This window comes from Anabaena sphaerica FACHB-251 (genome assembly GCF_014696825.1).
In the GTDB taxonomy this organism is placed as follows: domain Bacteria; phylum Cyanobacteriota; class Cyanobacteriia; order Cyanobacteriales; family Nostocaceae; genus RDYJ01.
The window spans coordinates 666,703-686,461 of record NZ_JACJQU010000001.1 but is presented as its reverse complement, the minus strand read 5'-3'; the positions used below and the strand labels follow the sequence as shown (position 1 = coordinate 686,461).

The following is a 19,759-nucleotide window of genomic DNA, read 5'->3' as shown; positions in this document are numbered from 1 at the left end:
CCCGACTTCTTCCTTAAATCTATTATTTATTCACATCAATTGTCTTAGAAGTCGGGGATCTTGGGTAGATATAAGTTTTTTAAATAGGGATTTTGCCAAAATAATGAGATTTGCACCTTGTTGATAATTAACCCCCTCTATTCTCAAGATTATTGAAAATGTTATCAATAATTGAACGCAAATACGTTTTTTCAGGATTGATTAATACTACTTGACTTTTTGTGCTATGATTATATGTAAAATCTACTTGTGTTTACCTTGGAAATTTCTATGATAAATCTATAGTGTTGGGTTTCCTTGCGTCAACCCAACCTACAAATATAAAGCAGGTAAATGTTTAATTACGCTGCTTCCCGAATTTGCGAAGAAATGCTCACTTCTGGAAAGGGAAGGGAAAGTTGTTCAGCTTGAGGTATTGCAGCTTCCTCCAAGACTTTGACTTCAATATTGACACTGACTAAATAACTACCTGTATCCGCACCTACTGCTTCAGCAATTAATTTAGCTATGTCTGGACGTTTTGCGGTCAGAGGATCACGTAAAATACAACGATCCCATTCATGCTTGGCAGTTGGATTAAGATTGAGAATATAATGCTTCATCATAGGAATATCCTTGAATCCATCTTCCAGAAGTCGTTTACAGGTTCGAGGCGATGAATTCATTTTAGTACATACATACTATATTGTCAATATGTCTATTTGCTGGCAAGTAAACATCCTGCCAGTTCTAATACTCAGATCCCCGACTTCTCCAGGACTTACGCAAAAGAGAACGAAAGTAGGGGTAATTCATGAATTACCCCTACGCAAGAATCAGGTTTTTAGTCCAATCTTGCGTAAGTCCTATTCTCAAAGAAGTCGGAGATATACAGCATATTGCAGGTAAATGAGGTACAAATTTTAATCACAAAGCCTTGCACCAAGAGGGTTTGACCGCTGAAAGCGGAAAGCTGCTGTATCTGTTTACTGAACAGATGAACCATTTTCTTGATAACTCAACAAATGAGCATCATTGACCCAGATTGCTTGTTGTGGTACGGGAATGGAAATACCAGCTTGATCCAAGGCAATTTTGAGACGACGACGATATTCTCGCGCTACTTCCCATTGTTTAAGGGGTTGGGTTTTGATCCAGACGCGAATCATCATACCGCGATCGCTAAAATTATCAATTCCTAAAATACTAGGCTTTTCGATAATTTGCCGTTTCCAGAAAGGTTCTTTATTCATATCCACAGCCACATCTGTGATTAATTTTAAAGCTTCATCAATATTGGCTTGGTAAGAAACTGGAATAGTTAAATCAGCCCGTGACCAACGACTCGAAAGATTCGCAACGACTTTAATTTCACTGTTAGGAATTGTAATCAAACGTCCTTCCCCATCCCGCACTTGAGTCATTCGCAAATTGAGATTTTCTACTAAACCGCCCACATCTCCCACACTAATCACATCACCAAGGGCATATTGATCTTCAAGAATAATCAAAAAGCCGTTGATTGCATCTTTAATTAAGTTCTGAGAAGCGAGAGATACAGCTACACCAATTAAACCAGCACCTGCTAATAAGGGAACTATATCTATACCCAGTGCAACCAAAGTAAGTAAAATCCCAACTCCCATGCAGATGAGGGTAGTAATACTTTTTGTCACTCCTGAAAATGTGGACACTCTTAATTCCATCCGTTCAGAAGCTTCGGTGTTTAATAAAACACCACCGCTGATTAGAGTCGTGGTAAATTTGTCAATCAGGGCATAACTAAAACGAATCGCTACGTAAGTTCCTAATACCACAATACCTACTTTCACAGGAATTTGGGCTGCTGCGAGAATCCCTACTTGAAATGCTCGCGTGTAGGGAAATAAACCCAAAATTATAAAACTTCCGCCTCCCCAAATACCTGTTTGCGTTAATTGAAATAGGCGTTTTTTTACTTCTGCTAAATGCTGATGTTCCTGTTGATTTAGTTGGGTTGTAATCGGTTGACCTGTGGCGGCATCTGGGGAAATCGGTTCTACATCATCCTTTTGAGATCGGCGTTGCCAACGATATATTAATAAACTTGACAAAATCATTACCAAAGCGATACTACCAGCAATTTTACCTTGGTCGATTAAAGATGAAGTTTGGCGTTCTTCCTTAGCCCGTTCTAACTCTTTTTGCAAATCTCCGGCGATTTCATTAGCCAGTGTCAACGTATCTATTTGGCGCAATTTAGCATCCAGGGAATTAACAGTCATCAGGTATTTGTCATTGACATAAATGACTGGCAAATCGTTGACTGTTCGCATCTGCACCTTCAGTTTTTGTGTAGATGACCGAAAGTAATCTTGGTTAATTTCCTGTAAATTCCCTTGGATATTTTGTAACCGTTCCGAAATATCATTTCTCGATGCTGCAATCCGAAATAAGGGACGACCATCTAAATAAATCCATTCGGAAACTGTTTGATTTTCGGAAGTATTACTCACACTGCTAGGAGTTGGTAAGTAAGGTAAAAGAGGAATCTGGGCTGTAGCTTTTGGTACAGAGACAACGGTAATAGCCATTGAAACTGCGATCGCCAAAAATTTTAAACGCACTCAAAAACCTCCTTGAATAAAATCTATTCTTGGGTACTGATAGAGTCATTATCAACACAGGGACTATATTATCTATCTTTGGTCAAATCTGCGTGAAATTGACCGTTATTTATATCTAAAGACAGATAAAATATCTTGATAGTGATGACTAGCCCATTTGTTCATAATACTCATAACAGATATTAGGAAAAAAAGACAACTTGGATAAAAATGGTGATTGGTAAATTCTCGCTTTTTATCGGTCACATACTTCCTGATGCGGCAATTACAGCGAAAATTTGCCACTTGTGAGAAATCTTGTTAAAGTACGTAAAGGTTTTTAGACCTTTTTCATTTTTTAGAGGATAATTTTTCATGACCGCAACAACTCCCAGATTAAAGCACGAGGTTAAAGACCTCGCTCTCGCTCCCTTGGGAAGACAACGGATTGAATGGGCTGGACGAGAAATGCCCGTATTGAAGCAAATTCGCGATCGCTTTGAGAAAGAAAAGCCCTTTGCTGGATTGCGTATTTCAGCTTGCGCCCACGTGACCACAGAAACTGCACATTTAGCGATCGCTCTTAAAGCCGGTGGTGCTGATGCAGTTTTAATTGCTAGTAACCCCTTATCAACTCAAGATGACGTAGCTGCAAGTCTTGTAGCTGATCATGAAATTTCCGTATTTGCTCAAAAAGGCGAAGATGCCGCTACATATAGCCGCCACGTGCAAATCGCCTTAGATCATCGCCCCAACATCATTGTTGATGACGGTAGCGACGTGGTAGCAGAATTAGTTCAACATCGCCAAAATCAAATCGCTGATTTGATTGGTAGCACGGAAGAAACCACAACTGGTATCGTGCGGTTACGCGCCATGTTTAACGAAGGCGTTCTTACCTTCCCCGCGATGAACGTCAACGACGCAGACACCAAGCACTTCTTTGATAACCGCTATGGTACTGGTCAATCTACCTTAGACGGGATTATCCGCGCTACAAATATTTTATTAGCTGGTAAAACTGTTGTCGTTGTCGGTTATGGCTGGTGTGGTAAGGGTACAGCCCTCCGCGCCCGTGGGATGGGTGCAAACGTCATCGTCACCGAAATTGACCACATCAAGGCTATTGAAGCCGTTATGGATGGTTTCCGCGTCCTCCCAATGGCGGAAGCAGCACCTCACGGTGATATCTTCATTACTGTCACAGGTAACAAGCACGTCGTTCGCGGTGAACACTTCGATGTCATGAAAGACGGTGCGATCGTTTGTAACTCTGGTCACTTTGATTTGGAACTTGATTTGAAATACTTAGCCGCTAATGCTAAGGAAATCAAGGATGTCCGTCCTTTCACAGAAGAGTATAAATTGACAAATGGTAAATCCGTAGTTGTACTCGGACAAGGACGTTTGATTAATTTGGCTGCTGCTGAAGGACACCCCAGCGCAGTTATGGATATGAGTTTTGCTAACCAAGCATTAGCTGTTGAATACCTAGTGAAGAATAAGGGTAGTTTAGCTGCTGGTTTGCACTCTATTCCTAGAGAAGTGGATGAAGAAATTGCTCGTTTGAAGTTGCAAGCTATGGGCATTTTCATTGATAGTTTGACAGCAGATCAAATTGACTATACCAATTCTTGGCAGTCTGGAACGTAAATCATTAATTAGTTGATTTTTTGGGGATAGGCTTTTTGCTTATCCCTTTTTTTTCGTTTTGTGTTATGGATTTATTTAATGAACCACGAAAGAAGAGTAATGTTCTAATTTATAATAGAAAATATCATGTAATCAATATTTTACTCATAAATCTCCAATCAGTTGCATTTACAAATAATATGAACACTAATCATCTGATAACTATAGGAATTTCTCTATACCAAGAAAATAAATATAGCGAAGCTATTGATTGTTTTAACAAAATTATTTCTACTGATTCAAATTGTTGTCAAGCTTATCACTACAGGGGTTTAGTTCTTAGGAAACAAAGAGATGATCAAGGTGCAATTGCTGATTTAAAAAAAGCTGATACACTTATAGCTGATCAAGAATATACAAATATCTTTCAAAAACTTCAAAATTTAATTGGAAAAGATTATTCGCATTTTTCTAAAAATAATGATAATGATGAATTTTCTTATATTGAATATAAAGGTACTTGGCACTTAGAACAAGAAATCTATGATTTAATATCATCCGAATTAAATAAATTGGAAAATTTCCTTTCTAGCCGATTACAAACTATTGAGTTATTGCGAAAAAAGCGGGCTGAGAATTCCCAGTTTAATCAAGAAAGATTAGAAAATAAAAACTTACCTACATATAATTCCCATGAAGAAATTGCTCAAGCTATGGGAATTAGTGTTAAAGGATTGCGATTTCTGTCCTTTTCCCGCAAAAATGATCACTACATTCGTTTTCAAATACCCAAAAAACCGAGTGGATATCGGCAAATTTCCGCACCAAAAAAATTATTAAAAAAAGCTCAAAATTGGATTCTTGATAATATTCTTGAAAAACTAGAACTACATGATGCTGCTCACGGTTTCCGTCTGAAACACTCTATAGTTACAAATGCACAGATTCATGTAGGTAAAGAAGTAATTATTAACATTGATCTCAAAGATTTTTTTCCTTCAATTTCTTATAAACGAGTTAAGGGACTTTTTAAATCCTTTGGATATTCGGAAACAGCCTCAACAATTTTCGCGTTGATTTGCACAGAAGCAAAAATTAAAGAAGTTGAAATAAACGGAGAAATTAATAGTTTACTATCATGGACAGATCGTTATTTACCCCAAGGCGCACCGAGTAGTCCAGCAATTACAAATATTCTTTGTCGTAGGTTAGATAGGAAATTAACCTTTATGGCTAAACAATATGGTTTTGATTATACTCGCTATGCTGATGATTTAACTTTTTCTGCTTCTGGTGAAAGTCTTGTGAATGTCAATAATATTCTGAAACTTACCAATTTGATTGTTAAAAAAGAGGACTTTGAAATTAATGAAAATAAAACTAGGGTAGTTCGCAATTATCGCAGACAAGAAGTAACTGGTGTGATAGTTAATGAAAAACTTAATATCCCTAGAGATAAACTTAAAACTTTTCGTGCAGTTCTTTATAAAATTGAAAAAGATGGGTTGCAAAATTATACTTGGGGACAGTCCAAGGATATTATTGCTGCAATTGAAGGTTTTGCTAATTTTGTTTCAATGGTAAATCCAGAAAAAGGTGGTAAATTTATAGAACAGATACACCGAATTAAAGAAAAATATGGAATTAAAAAGGATAAGATTAGTGATTATAGTCCAGTAATTCGGACTCAATCTTACATAATTAATCAGATTTATTATAAACTTAGTAAACTTAGTTATAGTAAAACAAAAAGACGGATGTATCTAACTAAAACTTATAATAAACGCTCTCTCCAAGAATTAACAGAAGAACAATTAGTAGAATTTTTAAATTACTTAAAAAACTTGCAATCATCCTTTGACGATTTAGATGAGCCGCCGTTCTAAAAAACTTGCTTTTTATACATTCCATGTTTTATACTTTAATCATCACGTGACATTGTTAACAGGTAAAACAGCCTTGCATTTGGGCAGTAAAGTGCTGCCCTCTGTTGGGCGGTGGAGCGCCGCCCTCTGTTTTCAAGCTAATACTTATTCACCTGGCTAACGCCGTTCGGTGAGTAAGTATGTATTTTATTATGGTTTACGACGGTGTAAACTATTCTGAGTTTTTATGATTGGCTACGCGAAGGGGCAACCTAATAACAATGTTGCGTGATATTTTTTAACAGTGGTAGGTTGGGTTGAGGAACGAAACCCAACATCTTTATAATTTTATTGCGTTGGGTTGCGCTTTGCTTAACCCAACCTACGAATTATTACTATAACTTTATAGTCTTATGGAAAAGTTAGATTATCGAGAAATAGTTAAAAATTTCATCCATATAGCTGTTTCCTACCTCCTAGTCATCACGAAAAAACTTTTTCAGCAAGCCCTGTCTATTACTGGTAAAATTCTTGATTAAAGTTCTTAACTATTTGGTTCATCTGTATCATTTGGATCATCTGTATGTTTCTTAATTCCTTATCTAAATCTTCTCTTAATTCTAATACGCTTTGATAACGCCATTCTAATCTTCGACGTAACATACAAGAAATTATATATGCTAAATTTCCAAATTTTTCAATTAATGATTCAGCTATTTTTCTTGGTTGCCCCTCATTTATCAAATGATTAATTATTTCACGGTCTAAATTTTGAGGAATAGGTTCTTGTCCTGTTAATAATGTAAGTAGAATTAAACCTAGCTGGTAGATATCTGATTGAAAATCGGAGTAGCCCTGTTGTAAAATTTCTGGAGGAATAGCATTAGGAAAACCAGTATTAGACACAATAGGAAGATATAAATCAGACTTCCTTTGAGATATTCCGAAATCAGCAATTTTTACATGATAGCCAGGAAATAATAAAATATTTCTTAAAGTTAAATCTCTATGTATGACTGTAGAGTTATGAATTTCAAATAAACCATCACATAATTGACAACCTATCCAACAAACATGAATTGAAGAAAAATTTTTATTAATTTGCAAATATTTATCTAAGCTCGTTAAAGCTTTTTCCATAACTATTACTAACCTAGTATTACTAGTATAAGGCTCGGTATCAATAAAAAAATCATAAATTTTAACTATGTTTTTATGATCAAAACCTATTTGATTTGAAATTTCATTAACCCAGGCTTTCAAATTTTTATCATCAGTAAAATGAAAAATCTTAATAGCAACTGGAATTTGGTTGCTATCTATTCCTCCCCATACTTGCCCAAAACAACCTTTACCTAATTCTTCTGTTAAATAATAAGTTATTTGTTTGTCAGAATTTTTTAAACTATGTTTTACTTGCATAAATAACAACCCTGTATAAAACCATCAAGATTATAACAAGGTTGCTAGTATGTGTCAACGACTACGACCTAGCCTATGCGGGTTCAAAAATCTTGTTTTTAGTCCACGAAGGTGGACTTTGTTTATATAGCCGCGATTTCTAATCGCCTGATTATTCCCTAAAATCACAAACCAACCGCTTAAACATAGACACAGAAACAATAGTAGTATTCACTAAATTCTGTGCTTGATTAAAATCAGCATCTCCAGTAATTAAAAAATCCGCCTCTGCTGCGACAGCACAAGCTAAAAACTTTTCATCCTTTCTATCCCTAGCAAAATCTATTGTTACCTGAACATCAACTAATTTAGTTACCAAATCTATAACTTCTAACCATTCTTTTCTGACTTCATCTGTCAACTTAAACTTCTTCCGACTTAACACATCCTGATACTCTGATAAAATCTCCTCAGAAACAACCCAATCACAATTAGGACTATCCACAACAAATTGAATAACATCCCTTGGTTCTCTCCCCTTGAGAACAGCAGAAACTAAAACATTAGTATCAATAATAACTTTCATTCCCCACGCCGATAAGCTTCAATTTCTGCGGCTATATCCTCCTCTGTAACCTCTTCCACACCAGGAATAGCCTGAGTTTTATCAAATAAATTCCGCAACTTATTACTAATTGTAATTTGCGGGTTATCTTCAGCTAAAACAATAATCTCCACACGCTGTCCAACTTGAAAAGGTAAATCAGATAAAACTACCTGCTTCGGGTCTTCAATCGTGATATAAGTCTTGTAAGCATTCATGATTTATTCTGCTATTTATCCTGTATATATTTTATAACACTTCTCTTCCTTTGCGTGAGATATAAATTATGGTACAGGTGCATTTTTAGGATGTTTCCCCGCATAATAGACAACAACCTTTAATTGCTCCTCATTAGGAACATAAAATACCCTATCACCGCTTGTAACTTCATACTCCCAAACACCTTGATAAACTTTACCCTTTAAAGAAAAAACCCGCTTTGGTTGTCTAGTTGTTGGTGCATTACATAAATCTTGATAACAACGAGAGCAGTTTTCTGGATAACGTTGCATTAATGCTTCCCAATCTCGATTAACCCTTTTGTTTTTAGCAACTACTAACCAAGTTCCAATTGTTTGAGATAATGCAGGTGCAGATAATTTTACTTCTGGTGGTTCTACATTATCTATTAACTCATTTTCAGCAGCATTATCTGACATAAAATAATTTAACCACCACTTTTATTAATAGGTGATGTTAAAGGTATTTCATCAGTTTCATCATTAAAAGCTGCTGCTAACTCAGGACTACTAATAGCTATAGAACTTTCTTTCCATTCATAAATAATAGCATCAATCAAATCCCAAGCCTGATTAGAAGTATCAGTTAAACGAAAAGCCTCACTCACTTCTTTAATAAAATCTTGCAATTCATCCGCATCAAAAACCCGCAACCAACCATAAGGATGTTCATAACCAATTTCTTGACCCAATAACAACCGAAATCCCACCGATAACACCTCAAAAACAGCCTTACTTTGTGTTACCCCTTTCACTAAATAAGCCACATCCTCACGACGCAACAGCGCAAAAGATTGGTCATTTCTAGTAATAGTAATTGGGTGTTCATAAGCTTTGTCTAGAACTCGTCCAGGTTGACGATTCAACTCCGTGGCTGTCACTAACTCATCTGAGAAAGCATTGCTAAAAATTGCAATTGACATGATACCTGCGTTTTCAAGAAACGCTGACTTAATCTGAATATGATATTACGCACTATTATACGTAACTTTTATCATTTGTCAATAGGTAACATTACAAAAACCTTTGTTTCGGGTTTCATTTTTTCTTTGCACGAAACGAAAATCAGAACTATTTCAAAAACCAGTTGGTAAAATATTATTAGAAAATCAATGCCTTTGTTTACTTGTCTTCTACTCCAAACAAGAGATTATACTGCAATGGATACCTTAGATAAATATCGCCAAATCATTCAAAAAATATTAACCGAATATTCCCAACTTCCCTACGCTTACGGTGAACTAGAAAGACAACTAATAATAGACCAAACCGCCAACCATTACCTACTACTAACATTAGGCTGGGAAAATAATCAACGAGTACATGGTTGCTTAGTTCATATAGACATAATCAACAATAAAATCTGGATTCAAAGAGACGGAACAGAATACGGTATAGCCAACGAACTTGTTAACACTGATATTCCTAAAAATCAAATAGTTTTAGCCTTCCAACCAGCCGATATCAGACAATATACAGAATTTGCAATTACTTAAAACCTTGCGATTCTTCCTTTGCGTCTTTGCGCCTTTGCGTGAGATAAAAATATTCATAATTTCTTGATATACTAGAAAGATTCCCACCCAATCATCTCATGTTAACCATAACCATTGATGAAATCCAAAAAAACCTCACTAGCTATCTTCATCAAGTAGCAGCAGGAGAAAGTATAATTATCATCGAATCAGGTAAAGCAATTGCAGAAATTAAACCAGTTTCCCCCACATCTCCACAACTCAGACCTTATGGTTTATGTGCTGGAGAGTTCATTGTTCCAGATGATTTTGACGCTCCCTTACCTGAAGATATTTTGAATAGCTTCGAGGGTAAAGATTTACTAACTATTTTTGATAGAATTGGTAAAAATGCTCAATCCAAAGGACTCACAGAGGAAATCTTAGAAGAATTATTAGCTGATGAATGATAGTTACTTAAAACATTGCCGATAAGTTTCAATTTCTGCGGCTCTGCGCGAAATAAAAAATTATCCCAAAGTCAAAATATCCTCTGGAAAATCCACAACTAAACGCAATAACTTTAACCACTCAGAACTCAATAAAATCTCATTAATTCCTTTGCCCACATTCACAGGAATTTGATACTGCTTTCCGTCTAATATCACTTGACCTAAATAAATCTGAAATTTTGATTCACCTTTAGCAGTCCGTAACATTTCCTCCCCACTATACACCCATTCTAATCCATCTAAATCTTGTGTATTAATAGCCATAAAACCCGCAAATCCCGTATCAAATAGGGCATCTACAGCAAGATTTAAGCCATCATTAGTGACTAATTCAATTTCAAAAAATATTTGCCCATTTTCTCCAAAATAACCCTCTATCATATCGTGCCAGTTGTCCCCGTTTCATTCAAACAAAAAACGAAGTGTCTAGCTTGAGGATATTTTTCCAACATTCTTTTATGAGATTGCATCCTATCCTGATCAACTAAATATTCTCCACTATCTGGTTCTATGGCAATATACCAACCATAGTGACTTTCAATATATTCAGGACGGACACGCTCAAAAATTGCCCGACAACATTGATAAAATATTTCATCATCTGCTTCTCGTCTAGCTAATTCTTCCGGTGATATAGTCAATTCAGGGAAAATCCTTCCTCTTCTTACCACTTTTTTTGATGTTATGTGAGTCATATTTTTAACCTCAAATCTAACTACTATTTTAACTTAAATTGTGATAATTAATCAAAGTTCGTATTTGTTTTTATTAGAAATTATTATTTATTTTTGATAAATGCCAACTTATCCCGCAATTGTGAAATCACAACTTCCCCATCAATACCTTACCCTCTATCCAATTGTTCAATAGCAACATCAACCTTTTCTCGTGTTTCTTCCACCCAATTCTGATAACCTTTCTCCCACTCCAAAAGTAACTTCAAAGCCTTACTAATTACATCTTCAGCATTTGCATATCTACCCGTTGCAATTTGTGCTTGAATAATTTCCTCTAATTCCGGTTTAATTTGGATATTCATGATTTATTCTGGTAATTGACCTATATATATTTTATAATACATTTCTTTCTTTGCACCTTTGCCCCTTTGTCTCTTTGCGCGAAATAAAAGATATTAATCATTGCTATACTAAGAACATTCCCACACAATCATCTCATGTCAATCATAAAAATATATGACCCTTAGCCAATTTCAACCCTATCTTTCCCCAGAAGAATATTTAGAAACTGAAAAATCCAGCCCTATTAAACATGAATATATCCAAGGGCAAATTTATGCAATGGCTGAGGCTAGTGATGCTCATGTAACAATTACTGCTAACTTAGTCGCCCTTTTAAGAAACCACATTCGTGGTACAGGATGCCGGCTTTATGTTGCTGACATGAAAGCGAGAATTGAATCTCTCGATATTTTCTATTATCCTGATATCATGGTAACTTGCGATTCAAGAGATACACAATTTGAATATTTTAAACGATATCCGAGTTTAATTATTGAAGTTTTATCACCTTCTACAGAAGCCTTAGATAGAGGTGATAAATTTAGTGATTATCAAGAATTAGACACTTTACAAGAATATGTTTTAGTTAGTCAAAATCGGCAACGAATTGATTGTTTTCGGCGCAATTCTGAAGGAAGATGGGTTCTTTATAGCTATAGAGGAAATCAACAATTAGAATTAACCAGTGTGAGTTTTTATTGTCCTCTTACTGATGTTTATGAAGATGTTGCTTTTCCTACAAATTTGAGTAAATAAAAGATGACACTGGTATTATAGTAATTGCTCGAAATCTGGAAGAGAAAAACCTTTCCACCTTAAAAGTACATAGTTATAAGCTTTTTTCAACATTAAATAATCAGCACTCACTCGCAGAGATTTCAACAATAACCTATCAGATTCACTTAGAGGATGTTTGAAAAGTTTTGAATGTATAAATAAACCCCTCTCCAAACCTCTCCCCGACGCGGGGAGAGGCTTTGAAACCCCCATTCCCTCGTAGGGAAGGGGGGAAGGGGGGTTAGGTTACTGAAGATTATTGGTTTCATCTAATACTTTTCAAACAACCTCTTAATTGGTTATTTTGATTTTTTTCTAAAAGTTGTAAATGTAATTCTTGCTGACTTTCTAGAATTGGACTTTGAGCGAAATCAAAATATTCAACTTTTCTATCCGTGCATTTGTCTGAATCAGGATTTACAGGATATCAAAAAAATAATTTTCTATCACTAAATTATCATCAATTGTAGTTACGTAAATTATTTTAGTCGGCTTCACCCGACTTTTGCTATGAGCCTGAGAATTCATTCTCAGGCGGTATACTTGTATTTTAACCCAGCAATAAATGATATTATGCAAATAATCAATATAATAACTTTCTGATCTGACTTTTAGCCAATCTCACCGATGTTTATGAAGATGTGGCTTTTTAAGATTAATTTTTGACAAAGATTACGATCCCTCTCTTCCTTGGTGTGAAATATACCCTATCTTAACTTCTTACCCTCCTATGAACCAAATCATTACCCAAGTTGATGCTTTCACCAATACACCATTTAAAGGCAACCCAGCCGCAGTCTGTGTATTAGCAACTCCCCAACCTGACGACTGGATGCAAAAAGTCGCCCAAGAAATGAACTTATCAGAAACCGCTTTTTTAATCAAAAAAAATGGCGGTTTTAATTTACGTTGGTTTACACCGACTGTAGAAGTTCCCCTTTGTGGTCACGCCACTTTAGCCAGCGCCCATGTATTATGGTCAGAGGGACATTTATCACTGAATCAAGAAGCCCATTTCCATACAAAAAGCGGCCTATTAATTGCCAAATTGAAAGGCGGCTGGGTTGAGTTAGATTTCCCGGTGAATCATTCCAAATCCATAGAACCACCATCAGAATTAAATGAAGTTTTGGGAATTGCTTATAAATCCGTTTACCTAAATTCTCTTGGTTATTTAGTAGAAGTTGAATCGGCGGAATTGGTGCGACAAATGCAACCGAATTTTCAACAGATGAAAAACTTACCTATTGCTAATGTGATTGTTACGAGTATTGGTGATTCAGAATATGATTTTGTTTCTCGGTTTTTTGCCCCTGGGTTGGGTATTGATGAAGATCCGGTGACTGGTGCAGCACATTGTTGTTTAGCACCATTTTGGCGCGAAAGGTTGAAAAAAGATGAGTTTTTAGCTTACCAAGCTTCTAGTCGAGGTGGTGTTGTTAAGGTTAATTATCCAGGTGAAAACCGCGTTTTTCTGGCTGGACAAGCTATAACTGTAATGCGCGGTGAGTTAATAATGGGCTAATTGGTAATTGGTGGTGCAAGATATAAATAAACTCATGTTTAAAGGAAGAAATGGCTATTAAACACACAAAGAGTAGAAGTTTCCTGCAAGCTTGTGACTGGCCGATTGAAAAATTACCAGGATTAAGCCCAGAGGAAGAATCCAAACTCCAAAATTGTGGCATTACCACCACAGGAGAACTACTCAAACAGGGAAAAACTCCAGAAGCAAGATTAGTATTAGCCAATAAATTACAGGTACATCTTCAATATGTAAATAAATGGATGGCTTTGGCGGATTTGGCACGTCTTCCTAGTGTGGGAATTCAATATTGCGGCTTATTACTTCATGCTGGTGTGATTTCGGTGACGCAGTTAGCGGAAATTCCCACTCACAGATTGCACCAACAAATTATGCGTTTGCAAGTAGCAACATTCCAGCGTCGTGATTTGTGTCCAGCAGTTGAGTTAGTACAACAATGGAGTCAACAAGCGAAGGTAATTGGTAATTCATAATTATTAATTTTCTCCCCCAGTCCCCAGTCCCCAGTCCCCAGTACCTACTCCTTAGCTAGTACACCATTTAAGAAAATATCTGCCAGTCCTTCGGCCATTTGTTGCATTTCTTGGGGAGACGCATTGGGTTCCATGAGGGTATTATCAGAAAAACCTGCGATCGCAAACATTCCTAAAAACACCTTAGCCACAAGTTTGGCATCCATCTGGCGATAGATTCCTTTATCCATTGCCGTTTGAAAGAATGCTTCAGCGACATCGGTCATTTTATCAATGACTTCTGTTTGAATGCGATCGCGCAAATCTGGATGGAACTGCACTTCCATGAAACAAACCCGCATTATCTCGACATTTTTGTGCATATTCCACATTCTGCGGCGCATTACCTGGGCTACAGCCTTATAACTACCCATTTCACTCAATTCTGTGAGCAAATCTGTGAGAATATCCACCCAGCCACTAGTCGCCACCTCTACCAAAATCGCTTTTTTATTGGCAAAATGACGAAAGAGTGTACCCTCAGCTACCCCTGCGGCCTGTGCTAAGTCACGGGTTGTAGTACCATCAAATCCCTGAGATGCAAATAACCGCTGTGCCGCTTGAAGAATGCGTCCACGCGTTTGAGCTTCTGAGGGTGGGGGAGAATTAAAAACTCGCATAAGTAGTTATTGCTGTATCACAGGAACACGAATTGTAGCAATATTGTCTAACATCAAATCCAAAAAGCCCAAAAAGCTTAATACAAGATTAACGCTCTGTTTGCTAATTAACCAAATTCTCAAGAAGTGTAAATTTACTTTAATTTTTGCTATGAAACATTCGATTTTGGATTTTGGATTTTGGATTTTGGATTGGTTAAGGTTAAACAAAGCGATTGTAAATCACAGCTACACAGACAAAACCCACCTGCGTGGGTTGAAAACAGAAGATATTTCCCCAGTCCACGTAGGTGGACTTCGTTTGTGTAGTAGCGATTTCCAATCGCCTTTTTCCCATTCCGTCACTCGTCTGTTGTCAGTTGCGTTGGTGGTGTTGATATTTTTTGTGGGTTTGACTCCCCAAGCCGCTATAGCACTGCAACCCAGCCAAACTTCAATTCAACCTTATTTAGATCGGGTGGTGAAGCAGTTAACAGAATTTCGCCTCGATAATGGGCTGAAGTTCATTGTTTTAGAACGACATCAAGCGCCAGTAGTTTCCTTTGTCACCTATGCTGATGTTGGGGGCATAGATGAACCAGATGGACAAACAGGTGTAGCGCACTTTTTAGAACATTTGGCTTTTAAAGGTACAAAGCGCATTGGCACAACAGACTACAAAGCTGAAAAACCACTACTAGACCGCTTAGAACAATTAGATGCCCAAATTAGAAGTGCTAAAGCCAACAACAAACAAGATGACTTAGGAAAGTTGGAAACTGAGTTTAAATCAGTGGAAGCTCAAGCCTTGAAGCTAGTTAACCAAAACGAAATAGGACAAATTGTGGAGCAAGCAGGAGGTGTAGGTTTAAACGCCACTACTTCCAGCGAAGCAACCCGTTATTTTTACAGTTTTCCTGCTAATAAGTTGGAACTGTGGATGTCTTTGGAGTCGGAACGATTTTTAGAACCTGTATTTCGAGAGTTTTATAAAGAAAGAGATGTAATTTTGGAAGAACGACGGATGCGGGTTGACAATTCTCCCGTCGGTTCAATGGTGGAAAAATTCAACGATACTGCTTTCACAGTCCATCCCTACAGACGACCAGTGATAGGTTATGACGAAGATATCCGCAACTTAACACCAGCAAATGTCAAGCAGTTCTTTGATAATTACTATGTCCCCAGCAATTTAACCATCGCTGTTGTTGGTGATGTTAATCCTGATGAAGTGAAAAGATTAGCACAAACTTACTTTGGACGTTATCAAGCTAAACCCAAAGCACAGGCAAAAATTACCCCAGAACCAAAACAAACTGCAACCAGGGAAGTTACTTTAGAACTATCTTCTCAACCTTGGTATTTTGAAGGTTATCACCGTCCGGGTGTTACCGATCCTGATAATGCAGTTTATGACATCATCGGCAGTTTATTGAGCAATGGACGCACTTCACGACTGTATAAGTCTTTGATAGAAACACAGCGCATAGCCTTGGCTGCTCAGGGTCTTAGTGGTTTTCCCGGTGAGAAATACCCGAATTTAATGTTATTTTATGCCCTCACTGCTCCCGGACACACAGTTGATGATTTAGCGATCGCTCTCGGTAAAGAAATTGCCAGATTGAAAACTGAACCTGTATCCGAGACAGAGTTACAGCGTGTGAAAACCCAAGCCAGGGCGGGTTTATTGCGTAGTCTCGATTCCAATATGGGTATGGCGCAGCAATTGTTGGAATACGAAGTCAAAACTGGCTCTTGGCGGAATTTGTTTAAACAGTTAGATGATATTGCATCTGTGACACCTGCTGATATTCAACGGGTAGCACAGGCAACGTTTACCCCAGAAAATCGCACTGTTGGTAAATTGTTGTCGAAAACAGGGAACAGGGAACAGGGAACAGGGAACAGGTAAAGGCAAAAGGCAAGAGGCAAAAGGCAAGAGGCAAGAGGCAAGAGGCAGAAGGCAGGAGGCAGGAGGCAGAAGGCAGGAGGCAGGGGGAAGAAGGTAAATATTTCTCCCCATCTCCTCATCTCCCCATCTCCCCATCTCCCCCCCTGTTCCCTGTTCCCTGTTCCCTGTTCCCTGTTCCCTAAAAAAAATAGAGGATGGAAATACAAAGATGGTCAAAAATAAAAACTTGAAGTTTTCACTGAAATTTTCTAAAAGATGGCGGTTTATATCCGCTTTGGTTGTGGTTTGTCTGTTGACTTTTAATTTTTCTTGGGTAGCGACAGCAGCAGCAAAGCATTACACCGATTTACAGTTTACGCCTGTTTCGGAGATTAAATTACCTAAATATGAACGTTTTGTACTAGATAACGGCTTGGTTGTCTATTTGATGGAGGATCATGAGCTACCTTTGGTAAGTGGGACGACCCTTGTCAGAACCGGAAGCCGTTGGGAACCAGGAGATAAAGTTGGGTTAGCCGATGTTGTTGGTTCACTGATGCGGACTGGTGGAACTCTCAAGCATTCGCCTGATCAATTAAATGAGATATTAGAACAACGGGCAGCTGCGGTAGAAACCAATATTAGCGAAGCTGCTGGTAGTGCTAGTTTTGATAGTTTGACTGAAGATTTAGAAACGGTATTTGGGTTGTTTGCGGAGGTATTGCGAGAACCAGCATTTGCTCAAGAAAAATTAGATTTGATTAAAACTCAGGCTAAGGGTGGTATTGCCCGTCGCAATGATGATCCTAGCAGTATTGCCAGTCGAGAATTTAGAAAATTAATCTATGGACAGGATAGCCCTTATGCTCGCACGGTAGAATATGCGACTCTGGATAAAATTAACCGTGAGGATGCGCTGAAGTTTTATCAGCAATATTTTTATCCTAATAATATGATTTTGGGAATTGTGGGAGATTTTAACCCCAAAAAAATGCGATCGCTCATTCAAGCTCAGTTAGGTGACTGGAAACCTAACTCCAAAATCTCTCAAACTCAATTACCGCAAGTATCACCAGCTAATTTAGGTGGTGTATTTTTTGTCAACCAACCCCAACTCACTCAAAGTAACATTCTCATTGGACATTTAGGCGGAAAGTTTGATAATCCTGATTATGCGGTGTTAGATGTGATGAATGGGGTGTTAAATGGATTTGGTGGACGTTTATTTAATGAAGTGCGATCGCGTCAAGGTTTAGCTTACACTGTATACGGCTCCTGGAGTCCCCGCTTCGATTATCCGGGAATGTTCATCGCCGGCGGACAAACCCGTTCTGATGCTACGGTTCAGTTTGTGAAAGCCCTGCAAACAGAAATTAAACGGATACAAACTCAACGGGTGACAGCAAAAGAATTGAATCACGCCAAGGAGTCTACACTAAACTCCTTTGTATTCAATTTTCAAGACCCCAGCCAAACTTTATCCCGGTTGATGCGCTACGAATATTATGGTTATCCGGCTGATTTCCTGTTTCGCTATCAAAAAGCTGTCATCGCAACCACAACAGCAGATGTGCAGAGAGTAGCCAGAAAATATCTCCAGCCAGAAAATTTAGTCACCCTAGTAGTGGGGAATCAAACCTCTATTAAACCGCCATTAACGCAGTTAGCAACTAAGGTGACACCAATAGATGTGAGTATACCTGGTTCCCAAACCCAAGCACAGAAATAAAGCTATTTGTTGCTGCTTGGAGAAGTCGGGGATTTGGGTATTACGTTTTTGTAGGGGTTTATCTCGTTCCCAGTCTCCGACTGGGAATGCTATCACAGAGGCTCTGCCTCTGCTGTCCATCAAGGCAAAGCCTTTTAGAAGTTTTTTCTTAAGTAGACACTGGTAGCAGGATGCCCATCCCTCAAGATAGGATAAGTAGGTAGGCACAAATAAACCTAACTATGTAACAAAATGTAAAATCATCAAAACCCTTGCGGTTGCTTCACTCCGCTACGCTCCGTTCGCAATGACATACCTTGAAATTTTTCCGCCTACCTACTTAATTTATTTTTTGGTATTCCCTGAATAGAAACTTGCATTTCTAAAAAATTATCAGTTTCATAGACAAAACTCCTTAACTTCTGTCTGTAAAATTGCTCTAAAAATGTTGACTTTATGAGATAGAAGTTCAAAATATAACTAAGGCATTTAAAATCGTGGATTTATTCTATTCAAACCAGTATTTAAGGAGGTGATTCAACCATGGGCATAAAAATTTATGACCTCTACCCTAGTAATGATGCACAATTTCTTGAGGAAGCAGCCGCTTGGGAAATGATAAATATCAAGGGTGGTTTTAGCAGAAGAAGAAGAAACAGAAATCCAAGCACAGTAAACAGTAGTGAGATTGCCACGCTAATGCAAGACATCAATACTAATCTTGATAAATGGAGAACGGACATCGATACAACACTTGATGACTTGAGACAGGCAATCAGTTTTTAACATATTGGTTCGGTAATTTACTTTTTCAATATTCGTGTGTTGTCTTTTAATAAATAGATAACGCACGATTTTTTATGCAATATTTAAAACAATATTTCAAGAATCAGAATGCTTGTTATAGCGGTTCTACCGTACTTGTTATCCTAAATCACCAGTCTGAAAGAGGGAACAGGGAACAGGGAACGGGGAACAGGGAACGGGGAACAGGGTAAAGAGGCAATATTTTGTAATAATGTTCAAAATTATAACTTATTTCTTATGTATATTAAGCTTTACGAGGTTTTTTTGACTTGATTTTGCATATTAGGTACTGAAGAACCGTTATAGCAATTCTATGTGAGGGTGAGCCAAATAAATGATGTAGAGCCGTTATAGCGATTTCCTAAAAAAACGGTAAGTAACTTGGCACAATTAAATATAAAACCTCTCTCCAAACCTCTCCCCTACCAGGGGAGAGGCTTTGACTCCCCCTTCCCTAGTAGGGAAGGGGGCTGGGGGGTTAGGTTTATATTATATTTTTTAACGCCCACTTACTTATTAAATCTAAATCAGGAATATAGAGGAGCGAGATAGGGTGAAAATCATCGAGCATGACTCTAGAAGCAAAAAGATGAATGCTTGAGTTGAAAATTAATTCTCCCCCAAATTAA

The 19,759-nt window shown here is 37.6% G+C and carries 21 protein-coding genes; 10 read left to right on the top strand and 11 right to left on the bottom strand.

All coding sequences use genetic code 11. The features are described 5' to 3' along the window. Nucleotides 1-341: 341 nt before the first annotated feature. A complete protein-coding gene (locus tag H6G06_RS03070) occupies nucleotides 342-605 on the bottom strand; it encodes a hypothetical protein (RefSeq protein ID WP_190556930.1) in 264 nt (87 codons plus the stop codon). A 360-nt stretch (nucleotides 606-965) separates the two neighbouring features. Continuing rightward, nucleotides 966-2,585 (bottom strand): mechanosensitive ion channel domain-containing protein, encoded by a 1,620-nt coding sequence (locus H6G06_RS03065; RefSeq protein WP_338422901.1) that lies wholly within the window; start codon nucleotides 2,583-2,585, stop codon nucleotides 966-968. Between the two features lie 354 nt (nucleotides 2,586-2,939). Between H6G06_RS03065 and ahcY the strand changes: the two genes are divergently transcribed. Next, complete coding sequence (ahcY, locus tag H6G06_RS03060; protein ID WP_190556928.1) at nucleotides 2,940-4,217, top strand: adenosylhomocysteinase; 1,278 nt, start codon at nucleotides 2,940-2,942, stop codon at nucleotides 4,215-4,217. A gap of 65 nt (nucleotides 4,218-4,282) precedes the next feature. Then, the gene (locus H6G06_RS03055; protein WP_242039577.1) at nucleotides 4,283-6,082 is read left to right on the top strand and encodes a reverse transcriptase family protein; all 1,800 of its coding nucleotides are present in this window, start codon (nucleotides 4,283-4,285) and stop codon (nucleotides 6,080-6,082) included. Nucleotides 6,083-6,577: 495 nt separating this feature from the next. Here H6G06_RS03055 and H6G06_RS03050 read toward each other — a convergent pair whose 3' ends face one another. The 5 genes from H6G06_RS03050 to H6G06_RS03030 form a co-directional block, all read right to left on the bottom strand. Continuing rightward, on the bottom strand, nucleotides 6,578-7,483 hold the full coding sequence (locus H6G06_RS03050; RefSeq protein ID WP_190556926.1) for a protein kinase domain-containing protein: 906 nt from the start codon (nucleotides 7,481-7,483) through the stop codon (nucleotides 6,578-6,580). A gap of 151 nt (nucleotides 7,484-7,634) precedes the next feature. Continuing rightward, nucleotides 7,635-8,048, bottom strand: a complete 414-nt coding sequence (locus H6G06_RS03045) for a putative toxin-antitoxin system toxin component, PIN family (RefSeq protein WP_190556924.1) — start codon at nucleotides 8,046-8,048, stop codon at nucleotides 7,635-7,637. Continuing rightward, the gene (locus H6G06_RS03040) at nucleotides 8,045-8,284 is read right to left on the bottom strand and encodes a hypothetical protein (protein WP_190556922.1); all 240 of its coding nucleotides are present in this window, start codon (nucleotides 8,282-8,284) and stop codon (nucleotides 8,045-8,047) included. The genes H6G06_RS03045 and H6G06_RS03040 overlap by 4 nt, the downstream gene beginning before the upstream one ends. A gap of 66 nt (nucleotides 8,285-8,350) precedes the next feature. Continuing rightward, nucleotides 8,351-8,725, bottom strand: a complete 375-nt coding sequence (locus H6G06_RS03035; protein ID WP_190556919.1) for a hypothetical protein — start codon at nucleotides 8,723-8,725, stop codon at nucleotides 8,351-8,353. Nucleotides 8,726-8,733: 8 nt separating this feature from the next. Next, complete coding sequence (locus H6G06_RS03030) at nucleotides 8,734-9,228, bottom strand: hypothetical protein (RefSeq protein WP_190556917.1); 495 nt, start codon at nucleotides 9,226-9,228, stop codon at nucleotides 8,734-8,736. 237 nt (nucleotides 9,229-9,465) lie between these two features. Between H6G06_RS03030 and H6G06_RS03025 the strand changes: the two genes are divergently transcribed. Next, nucleotides 9,466-9,801: a XisI protein gene (locus H6G06_RS03025; protein ID WP_190557237.1), complete on the top strand. Its 336-nt coding sequence runs from the start codon at nucleotides 9,466-9,468 to the stop codon at nucleotides 9,799-9,801. A 98-nt stretch (nucleotides 9,802-9,899) separates the two neighbouring features. After that, entirely contained in the window at nucleotides 9,900-10,229 is a 330-nt protein-coding gene (locus H6G06_RS03020; protein ID WP_242039576.1) for a type II toxin-antitoxin system Phd/YefM family antitoxin, read from the top strand. A 60-nt stretch (nucleotides 10,230-10,289) separates the two neighbouring features. Here the strand turns inward: H6G06_RS03020 and H6G06_RS03015 are convergent, their stop codons facing one another. From H6G06_RS03015 to H6G06_RS03005, 3 genes are all read right to left on the bottom strand, one after another. Next, nucleotides 10,290-10,652 (bottom strand): aspartyl protease, encoded by a 363-nt coding sequence (locus H6G06_RS03015; protein ID WP_190556915.1) that lies wholly within the window; start codon nucleotides 10,650-10,652, stop codon nucleotides 10,290-10,292. Continuing rightward, entirely contained in the window at nucleotides 10,649-10,966 is a 318-nt protein-coding gene (locus tag H6G06_RS03010) for a hypothetical protein (protein WP_190556913.1), read from the bottom strand. Before H6G06_RS03010 ends, H6G06_RS03015 begins: the two co-directional genes overlap by 4 nt. A 149-nt stretch (nucleotides 10,967-11,115) precedes the next feature. Then, a complete protein-coding gene (locus tag H6G06_RS03005) occupies nucleotides 11,116-11,310 on the bottom strand; it encodes a ribbon-helix-helix domain-containing protein (RefSeq protein WP_190556911.1) in 195 nt (64 codons plus the stop codon). A gap of 154 nt (nucleotides 11,311-11,464) precedes the next feature. On the opposite strand from H6G06_RS03005, the gene H6G06_RS03000 reads away from it, so the two are divergent. From H6G06_RS03000 to H6G06_RS02990, 3 genes are all read left to right on the top strand, one after another. Continuing rightward, nucleotides 11,465-12,046 (top strand): Uma2 family endonuclease, encoded by a 582-nt coding sequence (locus H6G06_RS03000; RefSeq protein ID WP_190556909.1) that lies wholly within the window; start codon nucleotides 11,465-11,467, stop codon nucleotides 12,044-12,046. A 751-nt stretch (nucleotides 12,047-12,797) separates the two neighbouring features. Continuing rightward, nucleotides 12,798-13,592 (top strand): PhzF family phenazine biosynthesis protein, encoded by a 795-nt coding sequence (locus tag H6G06_RS02995; RefSeq protein ID WP_190556907.1) that lies wholly within the window; start codon nucleotides 12,798-12,800, stop codon nucleotides 13,590-13,592. Between the two features lie 50 nt (nucleotides 13,593-13,642). After that, nucleotides 13,643-14,086, top strand: a complete 444-nt coding sequence (locus H6G06_RS02990) for a DUF4332 domain-containing protein (protein ID WP_190556905.1) — start codon at nucleotides 13,643-13,645, stop codon at nucleotides 14,084-14,086. 44 nt (nucleotides 14,087-14,130) lie between these two features. Here H6G06_RS02990 and H6G06_RS02985 read toward each other — a convergent pair whose 3' ends face one another. Next, nucleotides 14,131-14,745 carry a TetR/AcrR family transcriptional regulator gene (locus tag H6G06_RS02985; protein ID WP_190556903.1) on the bottom strand — a complete coding sequence of 205 codons (615 nt, stop codon included), beginning with the start codon at nucleotides 14,743-14,745 and terminating at the stop codon, nucleotides 14,131-14,133. A gap of 151 nt (nucleotides 14,746-14,896) precedes the next feature. On the opposite strand from H6G06_RS02985, the gene H6G06_RS02980 reads away from it, so the two are divergent. The 3 genes from H6G06_RS02980 (at nucleotide 14,897) to H6G06_RS02970 (ending at nucleotide 19,109) form a co-directional block, all read left to right on the top strand. Beyond that, the gene (locus tag H6G06_RS02980) at nucleotides 14,897-16,636 is read left to right on the top strand and encodes a M16 family metallopeptidase (protein ID WP_242039575.1); all 1,740 of its coding nucleotides are present in this window, start codon (nucleotides 14,897-14,899) and stop codon (nucleotides 16,634-16,636) included. Nucleotides 16,637-16,844: 208 nt separating this feature from the next. Then, nucleotides 16,845-18,344, top strand: coding sequence for a M16 family metallopeptidase (locus tag H6G06_RS02975; RefSeq protein WP_190556901.1), 1,500 nt, complete (start codon nucleotides 16,845-16,847; stop codon nucleotides 18,342-18,344). A 522-nt stretch (nucleotides 18,345-18,866) separates the two neighbouring features. Beyond that, nucleotides 18,867-19,109, top strand: a complete 243-nt coding sequence (locus H6G06_RS02970) for a hypothetical protein (protein ID WP_190556899.1) — start codon at nucleotides 18,867-18,869, stop codon at nucleotides 19,107-19,109. Nucleotides 19,110-19,759: the final 650 nt, after the last annotated feature.